Genomic DNA, 21,562 nt, shown 5'->3' on the forward strand with positions numbered 1-21,562 from the left:
AACCTGACATGAAAAGAACAATTAAAACTTTGGTGGCGGCCGGCGTGGTCGGTAGCACAGCTGTCCTGGCCGGCGCCTACTTTGGCGTGGTCAACGTGGGGGCCGACGATCCCCATTTTCCTGCAGTGCATGCGTTTCTCACGATGGCCCGTGACCGCTCTATCGAAGTCCGTTCGCGGGACATCGAGGTTCCCAACCTGGATGATCAAGCTCTTATTCGCGCCGGTGCGGGCAACTACAACTCCATGTGTATCGGCTGTCATTTGGCGCCAGGTGTGGCGGAGACCGAGCTAAGCCAATCGCTTTATCCTGCGCCCCCCAACCTCGCCAAGATCGGTGTCGATGGCAATCCGTCAGCAGCGTTCTGGGTGATCAAGCATGGCATCAAGGCAACGGGTATGCCTGCGTGGGGCAAGAGCATGGGAGACGAGTACATCTGGGGCATGGTTGCCTTCCTCAACCAACTGCCGACGATGGATGCCAAGCAATACCAAACACTCGTCGCATCCAGTGGCGGCCATCAGCACGGTGGTGGGGAAACGCAGATGCATAACCATGAAGGACAGCACGGCGACAACAAGCCTGGCCATCATGACAATAGTGGCGGTGGCGATGACCATCATGGATCAGGTGATGCTGGAGAGCCTGGTCATCACGATGCCGCGGCTACGGATAGCGAGGGTGGCTCCGCACCTAAGGCAGGTCACCATTCGGATATGAGTGGCGATGACCACCATGCTGGAGATGAGGCGTCGTCCAACGGAGGTGATCATCACGCCGAGCAGGCTCCGAACGCCTCGCCCAAGACCCACACCCACGCCGATGGCAAAGAGCACGTACATGAAAGCTAAATATCTGGCCTTACTGGCCGCTCTCTCCGTCACGCCTGCGGTTCAAGCAGCTGATGCCCTGACGATTGATGTCCATCGTGATGCCAATTGCGGATGTTGCAAGAAGTGGATTTCACACCTCGAAGCGAATGGCTTCAAAGTCGTCGACCATGTTGAAAGCAACATGACAGCAGTGAAGCAAAGACTGGGCGTCGCGCCACGGTTAGCGTCTTGCCACACCGCGGTGATTGACGGCAAGTTCGTCGAAGGTCATGTGCCGGCGGCTCAGGTCATCGAACTCACCAAGCGCGATGATCTGCTGGGCATCGCTGTTCCCGGGATGCCGGCGGGCTCCCCCGGCATGGAAGTCGATGGCGTACAGCATGCCTACCAGGTCATTGGCTTGACCAAGACGGGTTCTGATCAGGTCGTTGCAGAATATCCCGCCCAGTAGTACTGCCTGCCAGCACGGCCGCTTGTGTGTAGTGGCCGACTCATTTTCATACGTCCTTTAACCTAAGTAAAAAAGGCGCCCTAGGGCGCCAAGGGCTGTCTCCAAACCAAAGGAGCACTACGAGGGGACAGCAGGACCAAGGAGCGAGCGGGGCAATCAACCCGCTCGCTTGCCAGGGTTAGAGAACTTCCAGCGGGTACTCGACAATCAGGCGGAACTCATCCAAATCCGACTCGAAGTCGGTGGCGCGAGTCGTGGCTTGTCGAATGCGAAAGGATATGTCCTTCAACGACCCAGACTGCACAACGTACTTGGCCTCGATGTCCCGCTCCCAGCGCTTCTGGTTGGTCAACGGATCGCCGTTGTCATCACGGCGCATATAGACTTCGTTGGCGTTGCTGTAGTCGGCATCCCAGCCCTGGGCATATCGAGTCATGAAGCTCAATCCAGGCACACCGAAAGGCTCCATATCCAGGTCATAGCGCACTTGCCATGACTTCTCCTTCGGCGAGTTGAAGTCGCTGTACTGGATGGAGTTGTCGAGGTAGATGGAGTCCGATTGGCGCAAGTAGTCGAAGTCATCATCGCCATTGTTGCGCTGGAGACCCACCAGCACTGTATGAGCGCCGAATTGGATGCCGACCTTGCCGCTCCAGATGTTGTTATCGAAGCTCCCGAGGAGCTGCCTCCCTTCATCGACCGCCTTGTAGTAGTTCAGCCCGCCGATCAAGGCGACATCGTCCGCAAGCGGGTAGCTCAGCGTGGTGCCCGCGTAATATTGATTCCAGGCATCCTAGGCGGCTGGTGTAGAGACTAAAGCCGACGTTGTCATTAAGCGTGTAATCACCACCGAAATAGGCGATCCATGGCGAGTCCACTTCGCCCGCGTAGAAGGTAGCGAAGCCGTCGCGCATGCTGCTGGTATTGGGTTGGCTCATCGAGTGGAGGCGACCGCCTTGAAGCGACAGTCCTTCCACGCTGCTGTTGAGCACGGTGATACCTCGGAAACTCTCCGGTAAAAGCCGCGCATCACCGTATTGGACGACAGGGCTGACAGGAAAGACGTCGCCTACCTTGATCTCGGTATCCATGAACCGAGTTTTCACCGCGCCCCCCAATTTGGAGTAGTTGTCCTCAGCCTGCCCAAGGCTGTTGTAAGGCATTACATCGACTGAGCCCCCGGCACCAGAACGGCCGTCGCCGGTGTCAAGCTTGAGCCCTAGCATGGCAAAGGCATCGACACCAAAGCCTATGGTGCCCTCGGTGAAACCAGACTCGAATCTGCCTATCACGCCATGCGCCCACTCTTCCGAATAGCCATTACCCGAGCTGCTGGACTGGCCTTTACGGAAATCGCGGTTGAAGTAGAGATTTCGATTGAGAATGGTCAGGCTGCTGCCTTCGATAAATCCCTCGCCTTTCTCGCCGGCGGCCATTGCAGCTTGCCCGGTACTGACGCTCAGAGTGAGCAGAGAAAGTCCTAACAGGGTTCTGTTATTCATAAATGCTCCTGATGTTATTGGCAGTTGTCATTGTGTGGTCGCATATATGTGCCAAGCGCGCTGGGCATAACCAGCGCGCCTTGGCCATATTTCCACATGCCAAATAACGTCAGGGTGACTTGAAAATTACTTTTCAGTCAGCGCGATGTCATTTATCAGTTTTGGTTTTGGCAACCTGTCCCGGCTGCCCGGTATTCAAGAATATTCAGATCGCCATTGGAGTCCTCGTAGGTCATCTGGGCCGGCATCACACCGCAGCTAGAGTCCGTCGGGGTAGTGGCCACGACCCTGGCGATATCGAGTTTCATGCCGTAGCGGTAATGAATAACTTCAGGCGGATTCTTTCCGTTAGCGGCAGCATACTCTTGCATGGCCTGCTCATTGGCCTGAATCATCCGACCATAAACACGATCAGCGCCGCCTTCTGCCAGAGTGGCAGAGGAAACAACCATAGCGGCAAGGGCTGCAATAACTTTGAGGCTTTTCATGTTTAATCACTCCTTCAAGGTGGTGATTAAAATATATCCGCTCAACCTGTCATAAAAATGAAGTCAAAGTTACATCGCCGTAATGCTTCCTGCCGCGTTACCCGGGCGAGTCAGCTTGGCGCGTGGCTTGCCCGGGTTTGTAAAGCTATAGCTCCTGCGGTGCGCGAACCTTCTGTGTACGCTGCCTTCGCATCAGCCAGTACGCGGCCGGCAAAACCAACATGGACATCAGCGGCGCGGTAATCATGCCGCCGACCATGGGCGCGGCGATGCGCTTCATCACCTCAGATCCGGCACCTCCGCCCCAGAGGATTGGCAACAGGCCGGCGATGATCACGGCCACCGTCATCACCTTGGGCCGCACACGCAGCACCGCGCCTTCACGAATTGCCTCCAGTAGGGCCGGATCACCGCTGCGCCCGGTATCCACACGCGCATGCCAGGCGTTCTTCAGGTACAGCAGCATGATCACCCCGAACTCGGCCGAGACGCCGGCCAGGGCGATGAAGCCCACGCCGGTGGCCACCGACAGGTTGAAGCCGAACCAGTAGAGCAGCCAGATGCCGCCCGACAGGGCAAAGGGCAGGGTGGCCATGATCAGCAGGGCCTCGCCGAAGCGGCTGAAAGTCAGGTAGAGCAGCACGAAGATAATCAACAGAGTCGCCGGCACCACCCAGGCCAGCCGCGCATTGGCGCGCTCGAGGAATTCGAACTGACCGGAGTAGGAGACGGTCATGCCGGCGTCGAGTTGTACCCGCTCGGCGACGCGCTGCTGCAGCTCGCGCACGGTCGAGGCCAGGTCGCGCCCGCGGACATCGACATAGACCCAGCCGGACAGTCGCCCGTTCTCGCTGCGCAGCATCGGCGGCCCTTCGGTCAGACTAACCTGGGCGACGGTGCCCAAGGTGATCTGCTGGCCGGCTGGGGTGAGGATCGGCATACGCCGTAGTGCCTGCGGACTGTCTCGCCACTCCTTGGGATAGCGCAGGTTGATCGGGAAGCGGGCCAGTCCTTCAACCGTCTCGCCAATATTTCTGCCGCCGATTGCGCCCGATACCACCGTCTGCAGATCGGCGATGCTCAGGCCATAGCGCGCCGCGGCCAGTCGATCGATCTGGATATCCACATAGCGACCTCCGGTCAGGCGTTCTGCCAAGGCCGAACTCACCCCAGGCACCTCTTTGGCCACGGCCTCGATATCGCGCGTTATGCGCTCGATGTCGACCAAGGAGGTTCCGGACACTTTCACCCCAATGGGGCTCTTGATCCCCGTCGCCAGCATGTCGATGCGGTTGCGGATGGGCGGCACCCAGATATTGGACAGCCCGGGGACCTTCACCGCGCGGTCCAACTCCTCGACCAGCTTCTCCGGCGTCATCCCGGCTCGCCATTGCTCGCGCGGCTTGAACTGCACCGTGGTTTCGAACATTTCCAGCGGTGCTGGATCGGTGGCGGTCTCCGCACGCCCGGCCTTGCCGAATACCCGAGCCACTTCGGGCACCGTGAGGATCATCCTGTTGGTTTGCTGCAGCAACTGGGTTGCCTTGCTCGCCGGCAAGCCGGGCAGGGCCGAGGGCATGTACAACAGGTCGCCCTCGTCCATGGGCGGCAGAAACTCTCCTCCGAGTCTGCTGAGGGGCCAGAGACTGGACAAAAAGACCAGCAAGGCCAGCGCCAGGGTCACTTTTGGCCAAGCCAGCACCCACTCCAGTACCGGCCGGTATGCGCCGATCAGCCAGCGGTTCAAGGGGTTCTGTTGTTCGCTGGGGATATGCCCGCGAATCCAGTAGCCCATCAGCACCGGTACCAAGGTGACCGAGAGTCCGGCGGCAGCCGCCATGGCATAGGTCTTGGTGAAGGCCAGCGGGCCGAACAGGCGGCCTTCCTGGGCCTCCAGGGTGAAGACCGGGAGGAAGGACAGGGTGATGATCAGCAGGCTGAAGAACAGCGCCGGCCCGACCTCGACCGCGGCTTCGCCGATCACCCGCCAGTGCGCCTCGCCCTGTAGCTGCTCACCAGGGTGTCGAGCCTTCCAGGTTTCGATGTGCTTGTGCGCGTTCTCGATCATCACCACGGCGGCGTCGACCATAGCGCCGATGGCGATGGCGATCCCGCCGAGCGACATGATGTTGGCATTGACGCCCTGGTAGCGCATGACGATGAAGGCCATGAGGATGCCCAGGGGCAGGGTGATGATCGCGACCAGCGACGAGCGCAGGTGCCAGAGGAAGAGCAGGCAAACCAAGGCCACCACCACGAACTCTTCCAGCAGCTTGTAGCTGAGGTTATCGATGGCGCGGTCGATCAGTTGCGAGCGGTCATAGGTGGTGACCACCTCGACGCCGGCCGGCAGGCTGCCCTTCAGGCTGTCCAGCTTGGTCTTCACCGCGGCGATGGCATCGCGGGCATTCTTTCCGGAGCGTAGGATGACCACGCCGCCTACCACTTCACCCTGGCCATCCAGCTCGGCAATGCCACGCCGCATCTCTGGCCCCAGCTGAATGGTGGCTACCTGACCCAGCAGCACCGGAACTCCGCTGGCCGAAGCCCGCAGCGGCACATTGCGGAAATCCTCCAGGCTCTCTAGATAGCCTGAAGCCCGCACCATGTACTCGCGCTCCGCCAGCTCCAGGATGGCGCCGCCGGTTTCCTGATTGGCGCTCTTCAGCGCCGCTTCGACCTCCTGCTGAGTTACCCCATAAGCCACCAGCTTTTGCGGATCGAGCAGCACCTGATACTGCTTGACCATGCCCCCGAGGGTAGCCACTTCGGCCACGTTGGGTAGGCTCTTGAGCTCGTACTTGAGGAACCAGTCCTGCAGCGCCCGTAGCTGCGCAAGATCATGTTGGCCGCTGCGGTCGACCAGGGCGTACTGGTAGATCCAACCCACGCCCGTGGCATCCGGCCCGAGGGTGGTGGTAACACCCTCGGGCAGGCGCTCCTGCGCCTGGTTGAGGTACTCCAATACGCGCGAGCGCGCCCAGTAGAGGTCGGTATCGTCCTCGAACAGCACATAAACGAATGAGTCACCAAAGAACGAGTAGCCGCGCACCGTCTTCGCCCCCGGTACCGAGAGCATGGTGGTCGCCAGTGGGTAGGTCACCTGGTTCTCGACGATCTGCGGCGCCTGTCCGGGAAAGCTGGTTCTGATGATGACCTGGGTATCGGACAGGTCCGGCAGTGCATCCAACGGCGTGTTGCGCAGCGACCAGACGCCCAGGGCGGTGATGAACAGGGTCGCCAGCAGCACCAGGAAGCGATTGCCGATAGACCAGTGGATCAGGCGCGCGATCATGGCCGCTCTCCTTGATTGACGAGCCGCTCGACCCGCAGGCCGGAATCCGTCTGGCGGACGCCGATACGCACGTGATCCCCGGGCTTAAGCCCAGCCGCTACTTCGGGGCTGGCCAGTGGAAATGCCATGGTCATACCGGGCATATTCAGGCTCTCGAATGGCCCGTGCTCCAGGGTGACTTCCTCAGCGTCCAGAGCGCGAATCACACCATGGGACTCATGTAGTTCCTTCTCATTGTCCTGCTCGGCATGGCTGGCCATGATGCCCTGCAGGCTGGCTTCCGAATCGATGAGGAACTGGCCGGAGGTGACGACCGCCTGACCTTCCTCTAGGCCGGACAGCACTTCGAGGCGCCCATCGGCCTCGCGGCCCAGACTGATTTCCTGGGGACGGTAGCGTCCGTCGCCTTCGGCCAGCATCACCAATGCACGCTTGCCGGTGCGAATCACGGCTTCACTCGGCACAAGAAGCGCGGGTTGTTCGACGGTACTGTTCAGGCGTACGGCGGCGAACATGCCGGGGCGCAACTTACCGGCAGGGTTGGGTAGCTCGCTGCGTACCGTGAGCGTGCGCGTTTGCGGGTCGGCACTCGGCAACAAAGCGATGACGCGGCCCTGCAGCGGTTGCCCGGGGAAGGCGGTCAGGGTGGCGCGGATGTCAGCCCCAACCTGAACCATTCCAGCCATTGCTTCGGGTATCGCCGCATCGAGCCAGACCGTGGACAGCCCGTTGATCCTGGCCAGGTCCTGACCCGCCTCCACGGTCATCCCGGCGCGTACCTGCAAGGCTTGGAGCTCGCCGGCGATAGGTGTGGTGAGGGTTTGCACCGCCCGCGGTTTGCCGCTGCGGCGAACCTGCTCGATCAACGCTTGAGGCATGCCGAGCAGGCGCAGGCGCTCTTGGGTCGCACTTATCAAGCGAATGTCAGCGGTACGCAGTACCGCCAGGAACTCCAACTGCGCGGCGAACCACTCGGGAATCAGCAGGTCGACCAGGGGGGTACCGGCAGGCAGCACATCGCCCGGGGCACGCCCGTAAACCCGCTCGACGAATCCGCCAGCGCGAGCCTGGAGGTTCGCCACCTCTCGCTGGTTATAGGCCAGGGAACCGACCGCCTCGATACCCGAGGGCAGTACACCGCGGATCACCGGAGAAGTTCGCATTCCGAGGCTTTGCACGGCTTGAGCGGGGACGCTCAGGACAGACGGATCCTGCTCGGATCCCGCGTATTTAGGGACAAGCTCCATATCCATGAAAGGTGACTTGCCCGGTTTATCGAAGCGCTGCTCGGGCTGCATCGGGTCGTACCAATAGAGCACCTTGCGCTCGTCCGTCGGTGCAGAACTGGGCAGAACCTCATGTTTGGCCTGCCGCTGGGCCAGCCAGTAGCCGCCTGCCGCGCCAATGCCCACGGCCAGCAAGGCGACCGCAAAACCAAATGCCGATATCTTCATCTCAGTCCCTCCACATAGGCGTAATACAGGCTTGCGGAGAGCTGGCTCAACTTGCGCTGCTGTTCAATCTGCCGCAGCTGCGCCTCGATCAGGTCGCGCTGTGCGGTAATAACGGATGTGAGCTGGCTGTTACCGGCTTGGTAGGCGGCTAGTTCGAGATCGGCCCGTTTGCTTGCAAGCGGGATCAAGGTTTTTTCGGTGCGTGACAAGGTCCTGCGCAGTTGCTCAAGCTCGGCAATACCGCCTTCAAGCTCAGCCTGATGGGCGCGCAGTAACGCCTCCTGCTCGGCTTCCATCTGCGACACGCTGTGCTGCCTGGCATTGATCTTGGGCCCCTGACGTGTGCCTACGAACAACGGCAGGTCGAAGGTGAATTGCACCATCACCATATCGCCGAACTGGTTGTCGCGATTGTTGTAGGCAAACTCGACACCCCAGTCGGGAGTCTTTTCGGCGATGGCCTCGTTCAGCTCGGCGCTAGCCTCGCCGACTCGGGCCGAGGCAGCGCGCAACTCAGGGTGTGAGGCAATGCGTTGCGGCAGGTGCGGTGCCTCCAGGCTCAGATTGGGAACACCTCCTTGCAAAGGCTGATCGGCCTCGTTGCCTATCCAGCGGCGCAGCTTGGCACGAGCCACTGCTACATCGCGATTCAGCTCGTCTCGCCGATCCTGCAATGCCAAAGCTTCCTGGTCGGCCTGCAACAGCTCGCCAGGCTGAGCACTACCGCCGGCAATCAGCGATTGCACGGTCGAGCGGAGCATCTCGAGCTGACGATCCAGTTGATCGAAGAGGCCAACACTGCGTTCGGCGTAGTACACGTCCAGCCAGCTCACTGCCGTCAGGCGCTTGATTCCCAACTGCATGGCACGTTGCTCGGCTTCGGCCCGCGTCATGGAGGCTTCGGCCAGTTGGCGACGGGCCAGACGCTTGTCGCCGTTTGGTACCTCCTGCATGAGTCCAATGCGGCGCATGGTCATGGAGTCACGATTCAGGGTGTAACGGTCAGGGCCTTCGATCAGCAGGTTGTCGATGCCTAGAATAAGCTTGGGATCGGGCAGGGCGTCTGCGGGCCCTACAGCCTGCTGTGCCGATGCCACCTGCGCCTGGCGCGCGAGGTTCTCAGGGGCACTCTGCTCGGCCAGAGCTTGGGCTCGTTCGAAGGTTAGGGGCTGCGCCTGCGCGGCAAGCCAGGGAGCTGCCCAGAATGCGGCAGCCAACACGCCGAGATAGCCACGGCGTGTGAAAAGGAAAGCGGGCATGCTTTCGCCTCCAATGCGATTGATCGAGGTCGCCACCAAAAACGTGGTCGCGACGATGCGCCTGGTTTAAAGGCGCGAAGATCACTGCATTAGACGAAACGAGGAGGGCGCCAGAGTCCTGCGGGCTCTCTCTTAATCACCGACTGGGTCAGCAATATCTCGGGGCGTGAGGGAAGAGGGGATATGCTCTTGATAACGGTGGTCTGGAGAAGTCCTCCGGTCTTGCATTCCTGGCCGGATTTGCAGGGGGACTTACTGGCCACCCCATCAGACTTATCCATTTGCTCGCAGCACGGAGCATCGGCCATTGCATGGCCCTGATGATCGGCGCTCTGCATCGGGCAAGGCTGTGCCGGCATGCTGAAAGCCATACCGCCGAAGGTCGGCAGCACGAGACTAGCAATCATTACCAGGATCAATCCAATTCGACGCACAGCAATTCACCAGGCGGGCGATAGGGCGACGATAGCAGATTGCCCCGAGGCATGAACGCTCCTTTTGGCAATAGTGTTGATTTGGATCAAATAGAGTGTCATGCAGGGTATCAATCGGGCTCAACTGGTAGCTCCGTTTAACCGGATTTCTCAAGCTCGTAGGGTTCGCACCACCCGCTAGGCGCGCTAGCACAAGACCGGCCTCGCTAGCCGTTCAGTCGAGCCCCAAGTAGGAATTGGGGGCCTGGTCAAACATACTGTTGCTTAGGCGAGATGCAGGGGCTGCCTGCTTCGAGCAGGCCCAATCAGGCACCAAAAGCGAATTCTATAATCGCTCTATAATCACTTTATAATCGACTATAAACCAGATTCTAGAGCGCCCGGCGCTGCCTAAAAAGCCGATCAGTTGCTGTATGCATGTGTCACTTAGATACTGCATACAAGGAGCCCGAAGGAGGGGTGTTTGATCGGGGAGAATGCGCTACCTAGCAAGCGCAACCCTGTACGATACGGACGTCGACTCAGGCTTCTCTACTTCAAGCCGTTACTATTCATAGAAGAGACCAGGAGCAAAGTTCCAAATTGACTTCCAACAAACAGGTGGAGCCCCACATTGCTTTCCAATGCTGTCAAAGAGCAGTTCGCATCCACGCGGCCCGTGTGTCATACCCTGAAGGTGTCTCCTTGGAGTCTCAAATTTGTCGATTCACAGAAGATGAAGTTTCAAATTTTGCTTCCAAACCGCTCACGAGAGAGGTGTTCAGGTGCTTTCTGTTTCAAATTCACCCGATCACAAGAGACACCCGATCAAGAAGGGGCATCTGGCCCAATACGTTATTTAACATAATATACATTATGCGAATCGAAGACTTATCCATCGCGGGGCCTTTCAGCCACAATTTGGCCAGGCTGAATCACTCACTTTGCTCTCCAAGTACCTGAAACTCCGGCTTTATCGATCACTGCCATGATCCATGCAACCCATGGGCGTTGAAAACGTTCGCTCTGCCTTTCTTTCGTCGACGGCCCGAAACGCGTAAAGCGATAGGTTCTTTGCACGCATATGGATGGGTTCGCTTCGATTCAGCTTATGCGCAACAGGATGGAGCGCCTGGGTTGCACGCAGACCGCGACGCCCTATATCCACATGGAGTTTACCCAGGCTGGTCCATGCGGCTGACTTGTCCGCACATCGACATCTAAGTCGATCAACTCATCGCGATTCCCTTGACCCATGCATTGGCTCACACAATACTGTATTCATATACAGTATTTGGTCATTTCCCATGTCATCCGTGGTTGCGCTTGACCGATTGATCGACGCTCGTCGTGTGTGGCGAGGCCAAGTCGTTTCATCGCCATCGGGCGCCAATTTTTCAACTGGACACCCGTTTCTCGACGCTGCATTGCCAGGTGGCGGCTGGCCCAAGGCTGCCCTTAGTGAAATTCTCACGGCTGCGCCAGGCACCGGCGAGCTGAGTCTGCTGTGGCCGACCATTGCCAAGCTTACGGCTGCGGGCGAGCGGGTCGTGTTGGTCTCCCCTCCTCATCTGCCCTACCCCCAGGCCTGGATTGATGCGGGTATCGATTTGCGTCAACTGAGCATCATCCATACCAGTGGCCGCGACGCTTTATGGGTTGTGGTGCTGTGTTGAGCTGGTTGCGTCAGAGCGATGATCGTTCGTTGAGGCGCCTGCAGGTGGCTGCCGGTACCGGGCAAACCCTGGCGTTCGCTTATCGACCGCAGGCAGAAGCCGCCAATCCTTCACCGGCAGCGCTGCGCCTGGTGCTCGAAAGCCAACCAGCACAGCTGCGGGTGATCAAGTGCCGGGGCGGTTTGCCGCCAGCGCAGCCGCTCGCGTTTGCTTGGCATTGAGCCATTCATGCTCTGGGCTTGCATTTTGTTGCCACAACTCGCCATGGACGGCGTACAGCGTCACCGCGCCGATGTTGATGAGCCGTTGGTGTTGCTTACCGGCTCATCACAACGACGCATACTGCAGGCCGTCAATCCAACGGCCCGCGCCCTGGGACTGAAGCCTGGTCAGTCACTGACAGCGGCACAGGCGCTGACGCGCGGGTTTGCTACGGCGGAATATGACCCTGTAGCCATCGAGCGATGGCAACAGTTTCTGGCCGCCTGGGCCTATGGTTTCAGTGCTCAGGTCAGTCTTCATTATCCGCGCTGCCTGCTGCTGGAGGTGCAGTCCAGCTTGGGCTTGTTCGGCCCCTGGCCGCGTTTCGAAGCACGTCTACGCGCTGAGCTTTCGGCACTAGCCTTCCAGCACCGCATCGCCGTGGCGCCAAACCCGGCGGCCGCGCGGGTGCTGGTCAACGTCGGTGATGGGCTGCTGGCAGGTGATGGGCAGACGCTCAAACGGATACTCGATCCATTGCCAGTGGATAGGCTTGGGCTTTCCGCCACGGTAACCACTGCCTTCAAACGCATGGGGCTCAGGCAGTTGCGGCAGCTGTTGGCTCTGCCGCGTGACAGCCTGGCCAAGCGGTTTCCTGCTGAAGTGCTTGGCCATCTCGATACCCTGCTGGGCCATCGTCCACTGGCGCTGGAATTCTTCAAGCCTGCGGATGTTTTCGATGCCCGTATCGAGCTGAATTTCGAGGTGGCATCGCATCAGGCACTGCTGTTCCCGCTACGCCGCTTGACGGCCGATCTGGCGGCTTACCTGGCCGGCCGTGACAGTGGCGTACAGCGTTTCGCCTTGTCTCTCGAGCATCGAGCGGGTGCCGACACCCTGGTGCAGGTGGGCTTGCTCAGTGCCGAACGCGACCCTGGCATGCTGTTCGAATTGACTCGCGGCCGTCTGGAACATCAACAGTTACCAGCGCCGGTGCTGGCCGTACGGCTGGTGGCTCGTGAGTTGCCGGTGTTCATGCCGCAGCATCAGCAGCTGTTTGATGAGCGTCCACAGCAGAATCAGCCTTGGGAGCAATTGCGTGAGCGGCTGCGTGCACGGCTGGGTGATGACGCACTGCACAGCCTTGGTGCCAGAGCGGACCATCGCCCTGAACGCGCCTGGGTGAGCGAGCCGACAAATACGCTACTGCCCGTCAGTGGCCCACGCCCAGGTTGGCTGTTGAGCGAGCCACAGCCATTGCGGGATATCTCGCTACGCATTCTCTCCGGCCCGGAGCGAATCGAATCCGGCTGGTGGGACGGTGAGGACATCCGCCGCGACTACTACGTGGTGCAGACCCGTACCGGGCAACGCGGCTGGGCCTTCCGCCCGGTCGGCAGTGACGGTCCATTGCTGCTGCACGGCTGGTTCGCATGAGCGATTACGCCGAGCTGCATTGCCTATCGAACTTCAGTTTCCAGCGCGGCGCGTCCAGTGCGCAGGAGTTGTTCGAGCGTGCCGCAAGGCTGGGCTATCGCGCCTTGGCGATCACCGATGAATGCACCTTGGCGGGCATCGTGCGTGCCTGGGAGGCATCGAAGAACAGCGGCGTAAAGCTGATCGTGGGCAGTGAGGTGCTGATCGAGAATGGCCCGAAACTGGTTCTGCTGGTCGAGAATCTGCAGGGCTATCAGGCACTTTGTGGCCTTATCACCCGGGCACGGCGCCGAGCGGCAAAAGGTACATACCGACTGCTGCACGAGGATTTCCCTGCGCAGCTCGATGGGTTGCTGGCCATCTGGCTCAGCGAAGGCAGCCCTACTACCCTGCCCTGGCTTCGCTCGGTATTCGCCGAACACCTGTGGCTGGGCGTGGAATTGCACCGGAGTGCGGGCGATGCTGCACGCCTGCAGCACCTGCTCGAACTGGCAGGCGATCACGATCTGCCAGCTGTGGCCTGTGGCGATGTACACATGCATGCCCGTGGCCGCCGCGCCTTGCAGGATTGCATGACTGCTATCCGCCACCATCTTCCCGTGACCGAAGCCGGCGCCTACCTGTTTGCCAATGGCGAGCGGCATCTGCGCCGAGTTGATGAGCTGGTCGAGCTGTATCCGCCCGAGCTGCTCGCCCAGGCCCTGCGCATCGCCGAGCGCTGCCACTTCGATCTCGATCAGCTGGAGTATCACTACCCGCACGAGTTGGTGCCTGCAGGTCATGACGCCACGTCCTGGCTGCGCGTTCTGGTGGAGCGTGGCGCTGCCGAGCGTTGGCCCGAGGGTGTGCCGAACGTCGCTCGTGCGCAGATCGAACACGAACTGGCACTGATCGCCGAGCTGGAATACGAAAGCTACTTTCTGACCGTGCACGACATCGTCCGCTTCGCCCGTGAACAACGCATTCTCTGCCAGGGCCGAGGTTCAGCGGCCAACTCGAGTGTCTGTTTCGCCCTGGGTATCACCGAACTGGACCCGACGCACAGCAGGCTGTTGTTCGAGCGTTTTCTCTCCCGTGAGCGTAACGAACCGCCGGATATCGACGTCGACTTCGAGCATGAGCGGCGTGAAGAGGTGATCCAGTATGTGTTTCGCCGTTATGGCCGAGCGCGTGCGGCGCTTACGGCTGTGGTCAACACCTATCACGGCGCCGGGGCGATACGCGACGTCGCCAAGGCCCTTGGCTTGCCGCCTGATCAGGTCAATGCCCTGGCTGACTGCTGTGGCCGCTGGAGCAACGGCCCACCATCGGCCGAGCGCCTGATGGAAGCGGGGTTCGACCCACAGAATCCACTGCTCAGGCGCGTGCTGATCCTGACTGGTGAGCTGATCGGTTTCCCCCGCCACCTATCACAACATCCCGGTGGTTTCGTCATTTCCGAGCACGCCCTCGATACGCTGGTGCCGGTGGAAAACGCGACGATGGCGGAGCGCACCGTCATCCAGTGGGACAAGGACGATCTGGACATGATCGGCCTGCTCAAGGTCGACGTGCTGGCGTTGGGTATGCTGAGCGCGTTGCGCCGCTGTTTCGGCCTGATCGAGCGCTACCGGGGCACGCAGTGGACGCTGGCGACCCTGCCTAAGGAAGACCCGGCCACCTACGCCATGATCAGCCGCGCAGACACCATCGGTGCGTTCCAGATCGAGTCCCGCGCGCAGATGGCAATGCTGCCGCGCCTGCGCCCGAACACCTTCTACGATCTGGTGATTCAGGTGGCCATCGTCCGTCCGGGGCCGATCCAGGGCGACATGGTGCATCCCTACCTGCGTCGGCGAAACGGCGAAGAACCGATCGACTACCCCTCTGATGAACTCAAGCCGGTCTTCGAGCGCACGCTCGGCGTGCCGCTGTTTCAGGAGCAGGTCATGGAGTTGGCCATCGTCGCAGCCGAGTACACACCCGGCGAGGCGGATGAACTGCGCCGCAGCATGGCCGCCTGGAAACGTCATGGCGGGCTCGAACCGCATCGCCAGCGACTAACCTCGCGCATGCTGGAAAAGGGTTACACGCAGGCTTTCACCGAACGGATATTCCGCCAGATCGAGGGCTTCGGTAGTTACGGTTTTCCCGAGTCGCACGCGGCCAGCTTCGCCCTGCTCGCCTATGCCAGTTGCTGGCTGAAATGCCACGAGCCCGCAGCCTATGCTTGCGCTCTGGTCAACAGTTGGCCGATGGGCTTCTACAGCCCGGATCAGGTACTGCAGGATGCACGGCGGCATGATGTAGAGGTGCGCTCCGTGGACGTACGTTACAGCGACTGGGATTGCAGCCTGGAGTCGAATGAACATGGCGAGCCGGCCATCCGCCTGGGGCTGAGGATGATTCGCGGCTTCCGCGAGGCCGATGCGCGGCGTATCGAACAGGCGCGCCAGTGCGGCGCATTCCGTGATGTCGAAGACCTTAGCCAGCGTGCGTTACTGGATGCATCGGCACGCGAGCACCTGGCCGATGCTGGCGCGCTAAGCAGCCTGGTAGGTGATCGCTATCGGGCGCGCTGGGCAGTCTCTGGGGTCGAGGAACAACTGCCGCTGTTTGCAGGCGTGCCTGCGCCGACTGAAGAAGTCTCGAGCCTGCCGGTACCGTCGCCAGGCGAAAACCTGCTGACCGACTATGCCACCCTTGGCACCACGCTCGGCCCACATCCTCTTGCCATGCTGCGCGAGGCATTGCGCGCCCAGCGCTGCCGCAGTTCCGATGATTTGCAGGCGATTGAGCACGGCCGCCCCGTCAGCATCACCGGCATGGTGATCGGCCGGCAAAGACCGCAAACCGCCAGCGGGGTTATTTTCGTCACCCTCGAAGATGAGTTCGGCCTGGTCAACGTGGTTGTCTGGCACGACCTGGCCGAGCGGCAGCGACGAGTTCTGGTGCAGTCGCAAATGCTGCGCGTCGATGGCCACTTGGAGACCGTCGACGGTGTGCGCCACGTAATCGCCGGACGCCTGACGGACATGACGACGCTGCTGATGGGGCTGGATATTCGCAGTCGCGATTTTCACTGAGCCGTCGGCTGCACCACCAAGCACCGTACGAACGCAAAAAAAAGGCCGCACTGGATCACCAGGCGGCCACAAGTCGTCTTAACCAAAGGAGATGAAGTGGAGCCAGAGCGTCGGCTTGCGGGAGTGATACAAAAGCCGCCGCCCGTGGAATCTTCATCGGGGTGAAGCCTATCGTCCTTCGCCGCCAATACCGCATCGAAGTCGTTGATAGTGATCATCAATCCGCTTGAATAGTGCATCTTCAGGCTGGGTGGTAACTCTAAGCGCGCCCTCTGGGCCGGGCCTTACCTCGATGTGAGGCGCGTTTAGAACAGCACACCAACACCGGGAGCACTCATGCACAAGAAGCACTGTCTCGCGCTGGCTTGCAGCCTCGCGCTGGGCGGGCAGTTGGCTCATGCCAGCAGCCAGTCCGAAGCCAATGGTTTCGTCGAGGACGCCAGCCTCAATCTGTTGCTGCGCAACGCCTACTTCAACCGTGATTACAAAGACAACACCAACGATGCCAAGACTTGGGGCCAAGGCTTCATCGCCACTTTCGAGTCCGGCTTCACCCAAGGCACCGTCGGTTTCGGCGTCGATGCTTTCGGCCTGCTCGGGGTCAAGCTCGACAGCGGCCGCGGTCGCAATTACCGCGCCTTCTTCGACACCGATAGCGAAGGCCGTCCGGTGGACGATCTGTCCCAGGCCGGCGGTGCGGTGAAACTGCGCGTTGCCAATACCGTGATCAAGTACGGCAACCAGTTCCCTTCCCTACCGGTTCTAGCCCATGACGACAGCCGTCTGCTGCCCCAGTCCTTCACTGGCACGCTGGTTACCAGTAACGAGATCGAAGGCTTGGAGCTGAACGCCGGCCGTTTCACCGCTGACAGCCCGATGGGCGACTCGGCACGCGATCCCAACCGCCTCAAGAGCATCGACGTGCTCGGCGGCAGCTACGCCGTCAGTGACGATCTGAGCCTGGCGGTCTATCACGCCGACCTCGAGGACATGTACAAACGCTACTACGCCAACGTCAATTACAACCTGGCGCTGGCGGCTGATCAGGCGCTCAATTTCGACTTCAACATCTACCGCACCAAGTACGACACCGGCTCGGTGGCTGCAGTGGATCTCGGCGGTGATGGCCAGGGGGATCGCAACACCATCTGGAGTCTGGCGGCCAAGTACAGCATCGGCGCCCATGCGTTCATCGTCGCGCATCAGCGCAACAGCGGCGATGCTGGCTTCGCCTATGACTACGGCGATGGCGGCGCCAGTATCTACCTGGCCAACTCCTATTACTCGGACTTCAACCTGAAGGACGAGCGCTCCTGGCAGGCCAGCTACGAGCTGGACTTCGCCGAGTACGGTGTGCCGGGCCTGCGCTACAAGTTCGCCTACGTACGCGGTGATAACATCGATACCGGCAATGACAACAACGGCACCGAACGCGAGATATTCAACCAGATCGGCTACACCATCCAGAGTGGTGCCGCCAAGGATCTGCATCTGCGCCTGCGTAACTCCATCTACCGTTCCAGCACCGACGTAGGGCCGGATCTCAACGAGATTCGCGCCTTCGTCGAGTACCCGCTGAGCATCCTCTGATGGCGACTGCCCCGGCTTCGGCTGGGGCAGTTCTCAGCCTCGCAGCGCCTGCGCAACGGCCTTGGCAGCCTCCTCGATGGCGCGCTCCTCGTAAGGCGCAAAGCCCATGACCAAGCCTGGGCCACGTGGGTTGATGCAGTAACGCGACAGCGGCATGGCATCGATCCCCTCAGCACTCAAACGGTCAAAAGCCTGCTGTTCGTTCTCCACCTGCAAACGGCAGGCGATATCCATGCCTGCACGAATTTCCGGCACATCGATCAGCCCTCGCCAATGCGTGTGCGCGGCTTCAGCGAAGGCAGCGGCGCGCGCTGCGTAGATCTTGCGCATGCGCCGCACGTGGCGATCGAAATGGCCCTCATGGATGAAGTCGGCCAGCACCGCCTGCGCCAGGCTGTTGGCATGCCGTGACATCAGCGCCGACGCGCGGGTGAAGCTCTCGATCAAGTGCGGCGGCATTACCAGATAGGCCAGGCGAATCGAAGGAAACAGCAGCTTGCTGAAGGTCCCAGCCATGATCACCGAGTGCTCAGTGCCTGGCATCGAGCGCAATGCCGGAATGGGCTTGGCGATGAAACGGTATTCGCTGTCGTAGTCGTCCTCGAAGATGTAACTGCCCTGCTCCGCTGCCCATTTCAGCAAGGCCAGACGCCTAGCCGGCGACAGCTCACCCCCCAACGGCGCCTGTCGTGACGGGGTGACATAGGCCAGCCGAGCGCCTGGTGCCAGGCGTATTCCCTCGTCCACCTTGAGGCCGGAGCCATCCACCTGCACGTCCACTCGCCTCACGCCAGAGATGTCCATCAACTGCCGTGCGCCGGGGTAGCCGGGGTCTTCCATCCATACCTCGGAATCACCTGGCGCCAACAAGCGCAGGCAGATATCCAGCCCCTGTTGCACGCTGCCAAGCACCAGGATGCGCTCGGGCGAAACCTGCACGCCACGGGCGATGGCCAGGTAGCCGGCAATGGCCTCGCGCAACTCAGGCAGCCCCGCCGGGTCGGCATCGAGCAGCATCGTCAGACGCGAGCTACGCAGTTGCTGAGTGTGCAACTTGCGCCACAGATCGATGGGAAAGGCGCTGATATCACCACGGTGCGGAAAGAACGGGCGCAGGCCATTTGGCAATGTGCGCCGAGAGAAGATGGGCTCGATCTGGGTCAGACGCTTCAGCCAGGGCGTGTCGGGCGCTGTGCGCTTGCCTTCCACCTCGGCCACCACCTTGCGCCGAACGTATCCGGCATTCAGCGTCGGATCCGGCAATACCTCGCTAACGCGCGTACCGCTGCCGGTGCGCGCTTGCAGATAGCCTTCGGAAAGCAGCTGTTGATAAGCCGCCTGCACCGTGCCGCGCGCCAGGTTGTAGTGCTCGGCCATGGCGCGCGTGCTAGGCAATTTGCTGCCTGCCGGCAGGCGCCCGCCCAGGATCGCGCCACGCAGCGACTCATATAGCCATCCCTGCAGGCTAGTCCCCTCTTCTGGCGTTCCCAGTGGCAGAAAGAGCACCTGCGGTGGCGCTTTGTCGACTGGCATAAGGGCTCCAAAGTGGACTAGTTATTTATGCAGATATTGGATCAATACCATGATCCAAAACAACCTCACAATCGATCCCGTCGTCAGCCAACACCTTTCTTCTCAACTACGGGAATTCACGATATGAAACAGCAGATACTGATCATCGGTGCCGGTTTCGGCGGTATGTGGAGTGCGCTGAGCGCGGTTCGCCTGCTGGACCAGCACGAGCGCCTGGATGTTGCCGTCACCCTCCTCGCCCCCCAAGCCGAACTGCGCGTACGCCCACGCTTTTATGAAAGCGACCTGGTCACTACCGTCGCCCCGCTCGGCCCACTGTTCGATGCAGTCGGTGTGCAATTCGTGCAAGGCAGCGCGACGCGCATCGATGCCGCCGGGAAACGAGTCATCTACCGTGACGCGAGTGGCGCCCAGGCTGAATTGAAGTTCGACCGCCTGATTTTGGCATCCGGTAGCCAGGTCGCCCGGCCGCCACTGGCCGGTATCGACCGCTTCGCCTTCGATGTCGACAGCCTGGAGTCGGCACAACAACTCAACATCCACCTGCAGGGCCTGCGCGATAAACCGGACAGCCAGGCACGCAATACCGTGGTGGTGGTCGGTGGTGGTTTCACCGGTATCGAAACAGCCACGGAAATGCCGGCGCGGCTGCGCGCCATCCTGGGTAGCGAGGCCGATGTGCGAGTGATCGTGGTCGACATGGGTAAACAGGTCGGCAGCGCCATGGGTGAGCAGATCGCCTCGGTGATCGCCGAAGCCAGCGATACCCTGGGTGTGACCTGGAAGCTCGGCAGCCCGGTGTCGATGGTCGACGAGCATGGTGTGCAGTTGGATAACGGCGAGCGCATCGAAGCCAGCACCGTGGTCTGGACTGTCGGCGTGAAAGCCTCGCCACTGACGCAGCAAATCGACGGCGAGCGCGATGCCTTTGGCCGCCTGCACGTCGACCGCAATCTCAAGGTGCTGGGCCAGGACGCCATCTACGCCACTGGTGATACCGCGTATGCCGCGGTGGATGATCGCGGCAACCACGCACTGATGACCTGCCAGCACGCCATTGCCCTCGGTCGCTCTTCCGGTAACAACGCTGCAGCCGATCTGCTCGGTGTCGCGCCGACGCCTTACAGTCAGGTCAAGTACGTCACCTGCCTGGATCTGGGCGCCTGGGGCGCGGTGTTTACCGAAGGCTGGGAGCGCAAGGTGGTGCTGACCGGCAAAGAAGGCAAGGCGATCAAGACCGAAATCAATACTAAGTGGATCTACCCGCCAGAGGCAAAGCGCGAGATTGCCCTGGCTGCTGCCGATCCGCTGATTCCGGTCGTGGCCTGATCGATGTAACCAGCCCAGGGCGCGATTTGCCCTGGGCTGGCGGTATTCAGTCGCTGTAAATCTGCACCTGCAGCTTCGCGGGCGGGTCTTCGCCTTCGGCCCGCGACCATTCACCTGGCGGTTGCCCGACATGCTGGACGAAGGTGCGCGAGAACGACGCCTGCGATGCGTAGCCCACCGCATCGGCGACTACCTTGATCGGCATCCCTTCAAGCAATAGATCCTGCGCCACCTTCATGCGCCAGGCCGTGACATAGGCCATGGGCGTCATGCTCATGACCTCGGCAAACAGCGCGGCGAACTTGGTGCGCGACATCTTCGCCAACTCGGCCAGACGCTCCACGCTCCAGGCTTCCTGAGGTTCCTGATGGATGCAGATCAAGGCAGGCCCCAGCTGGCTATCCTGTAGCGCATACAACAGGCCACTGGTGATGCGACCTTCGCTCACCGCGCGACGCACGAGTAAGACGAACACGTATTCGAACAGCAGATTCAGCGCCTTGTTGCGCCCAGGTGCCGGTGTGCGGAACTCATTGACCAGCGAGCCGATCACCGGCCCGAGCTGTTCCAGGGCGCTCAGCGGAAACACCAGCGTTTCCAGCAGGCCCAGTGGAAACGGCTGCTGCCCTGAACGTCCGAACTGGAACGAGGCGCAGATCAGGTCAACGCCGCCGGGCTGGTGCGCGCGCAGCTTGTAACAGCAGGTGCTGGGGCAGAACAGCACGCTCGGCTCACTGATCGCGATGCGCGGCTTGTCGGCATGCACCATATCCAGCGCGCCTCGCTCGATCACGTGGATGAATGCCATACCAGGGGGTTTGTCCAGCACCAGGGTACCGTCTACCGGGCCGGCGAATAACAGTCGCCCTTGCAGGCTCGTGCGATCGAAGAACTCGGAAAGAACATCCATATTGGCGGCGTCCTGATTAAAGATTCTCTAGGTTGTGAAAGTAAAACCGGTTGCAACCCATGGGGTTGAACTGTCGTAGATTCATAGACAATTTCGCCGATGAAAATTCCAACCGTCATTCACCAA

The 21,562-nt window shown here is 60.7% G+C and carries 12 protein-coding genes and 2 pseudogenes; 7 read left to right on the plus strand and 7 right to left on the minus strand.

Going from position 1 to position 21,562, the window contains the following annotated elements; all coding sequences use genetic code 11:
- Positions 1–8: 8 nt before the first annotated feature.
- Together BM059_RS07980 and BM059_RS07985 are read left to right on the plus strand one after the other, a co-directional pair.
- On the plus strand, positions 9–851 hold the full coding sequence (locus BM059_RS07980; protein WP_003139525.1) for a c-type cytochrome: 843 nt from the start codon (positions 9–11) through the stop codon (positions 849–851).
- Positions 841–1,284 (plus strand): DUF411 domain-containing protein, encoded by a 444-nt coding sequence (locus BM059_RS07985; RefSeq protein ID WP_074937835.1) that lies wholly within the window; start codon positions 841–843, stop codon positions 1,282–1,284. The genes BM059_RS07980 and BM059_RS07985 overlap by 11 nt, the downstream gene beginning before the upstream one ends.
- Positions 1,285–1,462: 178 nt before the next feature.
- Here BM059_RS07985 and BM059_RS07990 read toward each other — a convergent pair.
- The 5 genes and pseudogenes from BM059_RS07990 to BM059_RS08010 all read right to left on the minus strand — a co-directional run bounded on the left by BM059_RS07990 (position 1,463) and on the right by BM059_RS08010 (position 9,282).
- Positions 1,463–2,786: pseudogene (locus BM059_RS07990) on the minus strand (OprD family porin).
- 155 nt (positions 2,787–2,941) lie between these two features.
- A complete protein-coding gene (locus BM059_RS07995) occupies positions 2,942–3,274 on the minus strand; it encodes a DUF2790 domain-containing protein (protein ID WP_074937837.1) in 333 nt (110 codons plus the stop codon).
- Between the two features lie 145 nt (positions 3,275–3,419).
- Positions 3,420–6,569, minus strand: coding sequence for an efflux RND transporter permease subunit (locus BM059_RS08000; RefSeq protein WP_074937839.1), 3,150 nt, complete (start codon positions 6,567–6,569; stop codon positions 3,420–3,422).
- Positions 6,566–8,023 (minus strand): efflux RND transporter periplasmic adaptor subunit, encoded by a 1,458-nt coding sequence (locus BM059_RS08005; RefSeq protein ID WP_039588624.1) that lies wholly within the window; start codon positions 8,021–8,023, stop codon positions 6,566–6,568. The genes BM059_RS08000 and BM059_RS08005 overlap by 4 nt, the downstream gene beginning before the upstream one ends.
- Positions 8,020–9,282 carry a TolC family protein gene (locus BM059_RS08010; protein WP_074937841.1) on the minus strand — a complete coding sequence of 421 codons (1,263 nt, stop codon included), beginning with the start codon at positions 9,280–9,282 and terminating at the stop codon, positions 8,020–8,022. Before BM059_RS08010 ends, BM059_RS08005 begins: the two co-directional genes overlap by 4 nt.
- Positions 9,283–11,002: 1,720 nt before the next feature.
- On the opposite strand from BM059_RS08010, the pseudogene imuA reads away from it, so the two are divergent.
- From imuA to BM059_RS08035, 4 genes and pseudogenes are all read left to right on the plus strand, one after another.
- Positions 11,003–11,592: pseudogene (gene imuA, locus BM059_RS08020) on the plus strand (translesion DNA synthesis-associated protein ImuA).
- Positions 11,593–11,599: 7 nt separating this feature from the next.
- Positions 11,600–13,009: a Y-family DNA polymerase gene (locus BM059_RS08025; RefSeq protein ID WP_074937843.1), complete on the plus strand. Its 1,410-nt coding sequence runs from the start codon at positions 11,600–11,602 to the stop codon at positions 13,007–13,009.
- Positions 13,006–16,074, plus strand: coding sequence for an error-prone DNA polymerase (locus BM059_RS08030; RefSeq protein WP_074937845.1), 3,069 nt, complete (start codon positions 13,006–13,008; stop codon positions 16,072–16,074). The genes BM059_RS08025 and BM059_RS08030 overlap by 4 nt, the downstream gene beginning before the upstream one ends.
- Before the next feature lie 336 nt (positions 16,075–16,410).
- Positions 16,411–17,664 carry an OprD family porin gene (locus BM059_RS08035; protein ID WP_074937847.1) on the plus strand — a complete coding sequence of 418 codons (1,254 nt, stop codon included), beginning with the start codon at positions 16,411–16,413 and terminating at the stop codon, positions 17,662–17,664.
- Positions 17,665–17,697: 33 nt separating this feature from the next.
- On the opposite strand, the gene pdxR is transcribed toward BM059_RS08035, so the two are convergent.
- Positions 17,698–19,197 (minus strand): MocR-like pyridoxine biosynthesis transcription factor PdxR, encoded by a 1,500-nt coding sequence (gene pdxR, locus BM059_RS08040; RefSeq protein ID WP_074937849.1) that lies wholly within the window; start codon positions 19,195–19,197, stop codon positions 17,698–17,700.
- Between the two features lie 123 nt (positions 19,198–19,320).
- Here pdxR and BM059_RS08045 point away from each other — a divergent pair, with 123 nt between their 5' ends.
- Positions 19,321–20,526: an NAD(P)/FAD-dependent oxidoreductase gene (locus BM059_RS08045; protein WP_036999533.1), complete on the plus strand. Its 1,206-nt coding sequence runs from the start codon at positions 19,321–19,323 to the stop codon at positions 20,524–20,526.
- Positions 20,527–20,572: 46 nt separating this feature from the next.
- On the opposite strand, the gene BM059_RS08050 is transcribed toward BM059_RS08045, so the two are convergent.
- Positions 20,573–21,436, minus strand: coding sequence for a helix-turn-helix transcriptional regulator (locus tag BM059_RS08050; protein ID WP_036999534.1), 864 nt, complete (start codon positions 21,434–21,436; stop codon positions 20,573–20,575).
- Between the last annotated feature and the right edge of the window lie 126 nt (positions 21,437–21,562).

Source organism: Ectopseudomonas composti (assembly GCF_900115475.1).
Taxonomy (GTDB): Bacteria; Pseudomonadota; Gammaproteobacteria; order Pseudomonadales; family Pseudomonadaceae; genus Aquipseudomonas; species Aquipseudomonas composti.

Excerpts from the sequence above, each read along its gene's own strand:
- BM059_RS08050 (WP_036999534.1), bottom strand. The coding sequence starts at position 21,436 with ATGGATGTTCTTTCCGAGTTCTTCGATCGCACGAGCCTGCAAGGGCGA.
- BM059_RS08030 (WP_074937845.1), top strand. The coding sequence starts at position 13,006 with ATGAGCGATTACGCCGAGCTGCATTGCCTATCGAACTTCAGTTTCCAG.
- BM059_RS08000 (WP_074937839.1), bottom strand. The coding sequence starts at position 6,569 with ATGATCGCGCGCCTGATCCACTGGTCTATCGGCAATCGCTTCCTGGTG.
- BM059_RS07995 (WP_074937837.1), bottom strand. The coding sequence starts at position 3,274 with ATGAAAAGCCTCAAAGTTATTGCAGCCCTTGCCGCTATGGTTGTTTCC.
- BM059_RS08045 (WP_036999533.1), top strand. The coding sequence starts at position 19,321 with ATGAAACAGCAGATACTGATCATCGGTGCCGGTTTCGGCGGTATGTGG.
- BM059_RS07985 (WP_074937835.1), top strand. The coding sequence starts at position 841 with ATGAAAGCTAAATATCTGGCCTTACTGGCCGCTCTCTCCGTCACGCCT.
- pdxR (WP_074937849.1), bottom strand. The coding sequence starts at position 19,197 with ATGCCAGTCGACAAAGCGCCACCGCAGGTGCTCTTTCTGCCACTGGGA.
- BM059_RS07980 (WP_003139525.1), top strand. The coding sequence starts at position 9 with ATGAAAAGAACAATTAAAACTTTGGTGGCGGCCGGCGTGGTCGGTAGC.
- BM059_RS08005 (WP_039588624.1), bottom strand. The coding sequence starts at position 8,023 with ATGAAGATATCGGCATTTGGTTTTGCGGTCGCCTTGCTGGCCGTGGGC.
- BM059_RS08035 (WP_074937847.1), top strand. The coding sequence starts at position 16,411 with ATGCACAAGAAGCACTGTCTCGCGCTGGCTTGCAGCCTCGCGCTGGGC.
- BM059_RS08010 (WP_074937841.1), bottom strand. The coding sequence starts at position 9,282 with ATGCCCGCTTTCCTTTTCACACGCCGTGGCTATCTCGGCGTGTTGGCT.
- BM059_RS08025 (WP_074937843.1), top strand. The coding sequence starts at position 11,600 with ATGCTCTGGGCTTGCATTTTGTTGCCACAACTCGCCATGGACGGCGTA.